Raw genomic sequence first — 5,475 nt, 5'->3', positions numbered from 1 at the left:
CCCTTTCCTTTTTGTCAAAAAAATCATTATATCTCTCATCAAAATTCAATAAAGTGAAACAAGAATAAGCAGGGATTACCCGCCCCCGCTTATTCTTCATCTATAATATTAAAATCTTAATTTTCAGATATTTAATCCAAGAATTTTTTCTTTCCATATATAATTATTGTTGATCACATACTTTTGTATCATTCACTACTGAAGTTCCTTCAACGGTTACCGTATGAAAACAGTCATTTACTCGAACTGTTACAACATTATCTTGCCGGTCAATGATATGATATTCATTAAAATTTTTATTCAGAGCACTGCGAATTTGTTCTCCTTCATAAATTGGGATGCCATGCGATAGAACCCAAATAAGTCCAGCGATAGCAAGAATAGTTTTCATACGATCTACCTCCTTGGGAATATAGTGAACTTTTAATCCATACTTTTTCAGCTCTACAAATCATGATCGGAATAAACCGAGCCTTTTTGGAAATAAGTTCATTTCGTCTATTTTATGTTTATGCTAATTGTGACCGTTTTGTGACAACTTTTTGTCTCTTTAGACGAAAAGTTGAAACAAAACTTTCAAAAAGGACAATTCTACATATCAAAAAAGGTTATGGAATGTTTCATCCATAACCTTTTTTCCTATATGTAACTAATAAATCTCAACCCTTTACTTAAAGACGTCGGCACAACAGATGCATGATTCTCCCCTTCAGCTTCATAAAACTTAAATTTAAGTTTATCGTGGTTTACTTGGAGAAGGCGCTCTGATAATTCATTTGCACCTACAACCATATGCTCTCGTTCTAGTGACCCAACTGTAAGGAACACTCCTGTTTCAAACTTAGCATTGTTTAATTCATTTATAAGGTTCTCTTCTTTTTCAAGTACGGATTTATTATTCCACCATATAGATGGACTACTAATAAAATAATTTTGAAAAGCATTTAAGTTTGTAAATAGTATATGGAGAGCAAATAATCCACCTAAAGAATGCCCAAATAACGTTTGCTTACCTTTATCAATCTCAAAATTCTTTTCAATTTGTGGTTTCAGTTCTTCTTCAATAAAAGTAAAGAAATTATGTGCTCCTCCTGTTTTAGGCCACGGTTTACCGTCTGGTTTTAAAGGGGCATCTTTTGAAATTACGCTAGGCGTAAAATCATAACATCTTTCTTCCCCTGAAAATGCGCCTTCAATTGGATAACCCACTCCTACTATAACAGCTGGTGAAACACCAGTTTTTTCCGCTCTTACTGATTGTATTTTAACTGCTTCATGAAATGTTTGAAAAAAGGCATTGCCATCTAATACGTAAATGACAGGATATCCTGAATCCGGTGCTGGTTGCCTCGGCTTTGAAATATGAATTTGATATTCCTTACCTTCTAATTTTGAATACATTTTCCATTGTTCTGTATTAGATATTATAATCTGCTGTTTTTCAACTGTAGTATTCACCCTATCCCCCCTTTTTAACTTGTTACATATATTTCGATTTTTTCTTCTTGAGATACAACGCTATCATAACCGAAACAAACAGGAGCCCCGTTATACGGATCAATCATGACACGTGCATCAATATGAAATACTTCTTTTAATACTTCATTTGTAATGATTTCTTCTGGGCTACCAGTTGTAACAATTTCTCCTTCCTTCATTGCAATAATTTCATCTGAAAATCTTGCTGCATGGTTGATATCATGTAATACCATAACAACCGTACAATTATGTTCTTTATTTAACTTCTCCACAATTTGTAATACATCTAATTGATGAGACATATCAAGGTATGTAGTTGGCTCATCTAATAGCAACACTTCTGTCTCTTGTGCTAATGCCATCGCTAGCCATACCTTTTGTCTTTGACCACCTGATAAATTTGCAATTTGTCTCGTTCGAAATTCAGAAGTTTTCGTTATATTTAATGCCCAATCAATCATTTCTTTATCTTTTGTCGTTAACTTATTTACGTTATTTCGATGTGGATAGCGTCCATAAGAAATTAATTCTTCCACTTTAAGTTCACCTGGTGCAATTGGAGTTTGCGGGAGTAAAGCTAACTGCTTCGCAATTTCTTTCGTTGAAATTGTATGTAAATCTTGCCCTTGCAAATATACTTTTCCGCTTTTTTGTTTTAAAATTCTTCCCATTGTTTTTAACAATGTCGATTTACCGCAACCGTTTGGACCTATAATTGTCGTTACTTTTCCTTCTTGTATTTCCACATTTAAATCGCGAAACACTGTAAGCTTTTCATAACTTGTTTCTAAATTTTTTGCACTTAAAATACTCACTTTTATTCCTCCTCTTACGCTTTCGCCTTATAAAGTAAATATAAGAAATACGGTACACCGACAATAGAAATAACGATTCCAACTGGTAACTCTACAGGTGTGAAAACTGTTTTTGCAATAAAGTCTGAGGCAATTACAAGAAACATTCCGATTACGCCGCACGTAGGAATTATATACTTATGTTGAATACCAACAAGTCTTTTCGCTATATGCGGTGCCATTAAGCCAATAAAACCGATACTCCCTGAAACAGCAACACATGCACTCACAAGCCCGATACTGCTTAATAATAAAATCGATTTCTCTCTTTCTACTGAAACACCTAAACTTGTAATACTCGTTTCTTCCAATTGGAATAAATCTAATAAATAAGCTTTCTTTTGTATAAGTGGAATTAAGGTAATAAGCCATGGTAACATAGCCACAATATACTTCCAGTTCGCACTATATATGCTTCCAGACACCCACACTGCAGCCATCTCGAAATCAGTTGACTTCATTTTGAGTGATAAGTACATAGAAAAAGCTCCAAATCCCGATCCAATTGCAATCCCTGTTAATAAAAGTCGCTGCGAATCTAATTTACCGTTTTTCCAAGAAAACAGATAAATGATGATAGCTGCACCTAATCCACCTACTAAACCAAACATTGGCATCATCATAATAGAAACCCAGTCTGTGCTTTTTAATTGTCCTTGAAAGAAAAACATAAAAATGACAATCGCTGTTCCCGCTCCGGCATTTACTCCTAAAATACCTGGGTCCGCCAATCCATTTCTCGTAATCCCTTGAATAACAGCACCTGCAACACCAAGGCCTAATCCTACTAATCCAGCAATTACGATACGCGGAAGACGAAACTCAAAAATAACTAAATCATGTTCTGGTACTGGATCAATTCTAAAAAGTGTTTTAAATACATCTGTAATCGTAATGTCGAACGTACCATTTGTTAAACTAATATAGATAGCACATAGTATTAAAAATATAATAATCCCCATCGTCATTCCGAAACGTTGACTTGAACTTTTAAGCATGTCTCTCTCCTCCTCTAGTACGGATTAAATAAAGGAAGAAAGGAATTCCAATTAAGGAGGTAACGACTCCAATAGGTGTTTCAAATGGATAGTTTACAAATCTACTCAAAACGTCACATAACGCTAAGAAAACGCCACCAATAACACCTGCACATGGCAAAATCCACTTATAATCTACCCCAATTATAAAGCGGGTAATGTGCGGAATAATTAAACCTACAAAACCAACTTTCCCCACTAAAGCAACTGCTGTTCCTGTTAAAAAAATTACCGATAAAATTGCCATCGCTTTAACTAGTTTTGTACGCTGTCCTAAATTAATAGAAACCTCTTCGCCTAATGAAAGAATGGTAATAGATTTTGATATTAACAATGCTAAAATTATTCCAATTATCCCAAACGGTATCGTGATTTTAATTATATTAGGATCTACTTGATCTAACTTTGCATTAAACCAAAAACTAACATTTTGAGAAATTTGGAAATACGAAGCCATTGCAGCCGATACACTGCTTAAAAATGTTCCAATAACTGTTCCTATAATCGCTAACCTAACTGGTGATAAGCCATTTTGAAGGAGCGAACCAAAACCAAACACGATACCGGCTCCGAGTGCAGAACCAATCATTGAACATATAACCATACCAATTGATGACATTCCTGGAAGAAAAATTATACAAAGTGTAATAACAAAGGCAGCACCATCCGTCACACCCATAATAGAAGGGGATGCAAGATAGTTTCTTGTCATCCCCTGCATAAGTGCTCCTGATATGGCTAGAAATGCTCCGACTAAAAGAGCTGCAACTACCCTTGGTAAACGTGAAGTAATAATAATATTATGATTTACATCACTTGAATCAAAATGAAATAATGCGTTCCACACTGTTTCAGCATCAATACTTTTCGCCCCATACAAAATCGAAAGTATAACTGTAAATAAGATGAGTATGGGTGCTATACATAATATAGTTACTGGTACTGCATTTGTTTTCTGCATATCATTCAACGCACCTTACTTATTGTATTATTTAGATAAATTTTTCACTGCTTCTTTTAAGAAGGCAGTTTTACTCCAAGCAGTACCACCTTGCGCCATTGGATCTACAACGTTTACAAATACTTTCTTTTCCTTCGCAGCATTCATACTTTGCCAAATTGGATTACTTTCAATTTCTTCTAACACTTTTGGATTTTTATTTTCACTTGCCTCATATTGTAAGAAAATATAATCTGGGTTAAGTTCAGCAAGTTTTTCAAATGAAATTTTCTCTTGTGCTTTTACAGTTTTCAATTGTTCTGGAGCAGTTAGTCCAAGATCTTTATAAATTACAGGGTTGAAGTATACTCCTTCTGGATATAGGAATAATTCGTTTGCTCTTAGTCTAATGACAAGTACTTTTTTATCTTTTAACTTATCTCCTAGTTTTGCTTTTGCTTTTTCAGCGTCTGAATTGTAGTCTTTAATAATTTTTTCTGCTTTATCTTTTTTACCAGTTAATTCTCCCATTAACTTTAAGTTATCTTCCCAATTTGTTGAAACGTGTGATACCGGGAATGTAGGAGCTACTTTCGTAAACTTTTCAGCTGTTTCTGCTGGGAATTTCGTACTTGATGTAATCACATCTGGTTTTAATTGTAGTAATGTTTCGAAATTGGGTTGCATTTTCTCACCAACAGATTTCGCACCTTCTAACTCTTTTTCCAGGTATTTTGGTAGTTTACCACCTACAGTAATGGCACCAACTGGTTTAATTCCAAGTACTGCCGCATCTTCCATTGACTCTAAACTAGCTGTCGCAATTTTATCTACTTTTGCTGGCACTGTATATTCTTTACCTAAATATGTAATTTTTCGTTTTTCATCTTTTTTCGTTTCCGTAGCTTTTGTCTGTTGTTTTTGCTCGCCTGAAGTTTTATCCGCACTATTACATGCCGCTAAACCTACACTTAAAACGGTAACCATCCCTAAAGTAAATAATTTCTTGTTCATCTTTATATGTCTCCTCTCAAATTTTCAAACTATATTCTCAATAGAATTTAACTATATGAATCTTATTCCATATATATATTTCATTAGATTAATAATTTTATCCAGAACTCATTCACGTTCACTTCCCCTAGACCTGTCTCTTATACACATC

6 protein-coding genes are annotated in these 5,475 nt (G+C 34.4%); all 6 read right to left on the bottom strand.

Features of this window, described 5'->3' with window-relative positions:
• Positions 1-163 precede the first annotated feature (163 nt).
• On the bottom strand, positions 164-391 hold the full coding sequence (locus ABWK52_RS15440) for a hypothetical protein (protein WP_000849103.1): 228 nt from the start codon (positions 389-391) through the stop codon (positions 164-166).
• A gap of 248 nt (positions 392-639) precedes the next feature.
• The gene (locus tag ABWK52_RS15435; protein ID WP_001098697.1) at positions 640-1,458 is read right to left on the bottom strand and encodes an alpha/beta hydrolase; all 819 of its coding nucleotides are present in this window, start codon (positions 1,456-1,458) and stop codon (positions 640-642) included.
• Positions 1,459-1,472: 14 nt separating this feature from the next.
• Positions 1,473-2,294 (bottom strand): ABC transporter ATP-binding protein, encoded by an 822-nt coding sequence (locus tag ABWK52_RS15430; protein WP_000025773.1) that lies wholly within the window; start codon positions 2,292-2,294, stop codon positions 1,473-1,475.
• A gap of 14 nt (positions 2,295-2,308) precedes the next feature.
• Positions 2,309-3,331 (bottom strand): FecCD family ABC transporter permease, encoded by a 1,023-nt coding sequence (locus ABWK52_RS15425; protein WP_098541612.1) that lies wholly within the window; start codon positions 3,329-3,331, stop codon positions 2,309-2,311.
• On the bottom strand, positions 3,324-4,331 hold the full coding sequence (locus ABWK52_RS15420; RefSeq protein WP_001173051.1) for a FecCD family ABC transporter permease: 1,008 nt from the start codon (positions 4,329-4,331) through the stop codon (positions 3,324-3,326). Before ABWK52_RS15420 ends, ABWK52_RS15425 begins: the two co-directional genes overlap by 8 nt.
• 27 nt (positions 4,332-4,358) lie before the next feature.
• Positions 4,359-5,324, bottom strand: coding sequence for an iron-hydroxamate ABC transporter substrate-binding protein (locus ABWK52_RS15415; RefSeq protein WP_001035506.1), 966 nt, complete (start codon positions 5,322-5,324; stop codon positions 4,359-4,361).
• Positions 5,325-5,475 lie beyond the last annotated feature (151 nt).

The sequence above is a fragment of the Bacillus sp. AP50 genome, from assembly GCF_040492675.1.
GTDB classification, from domain to species: domain Bacteria; phylum Bacillota; class Bacilli; order Bacillales; family Bacillaceae_G; genus Bacillus_A; species Bacillus_A cereus.
This window is presented reverse-complemented; position numbering and strand designations above follow the sequence as displayed.

Excerpts from the sequence above, each read along its gene's own strand:
- ABWK52_RS15440 (WP_000849103.1), bottom strand. The coding sequence starts at position 391 with ATGAAAACTATTCTTGCTATCGCTGGACTTATTTGGGTTCTATCGCAT.
- ABWK52_RS15425 (WP_098541612.1), bottom strand. The coding sequence starts at position 3,331 with ATGCTTAAAAGTTCAAGTCAACGTTTCGGAATGACGATGGGGATTATT.
- ABWK52_RS15420 (WP_001173051.1), bottom strand. The coding sequence starts at position 4,331 with ATGCAGAAAACAAATGCAGTACCAGTAACTATATTATGTATAGCACCC.
- ABWK52_RS15415 (WP_001035506.1), bottom strand. The coding sequence starts at position 5,324 with ATGAACAAGAAATTATTTACTTTAGGGATGGTTACCGTTTTAAGTGTA.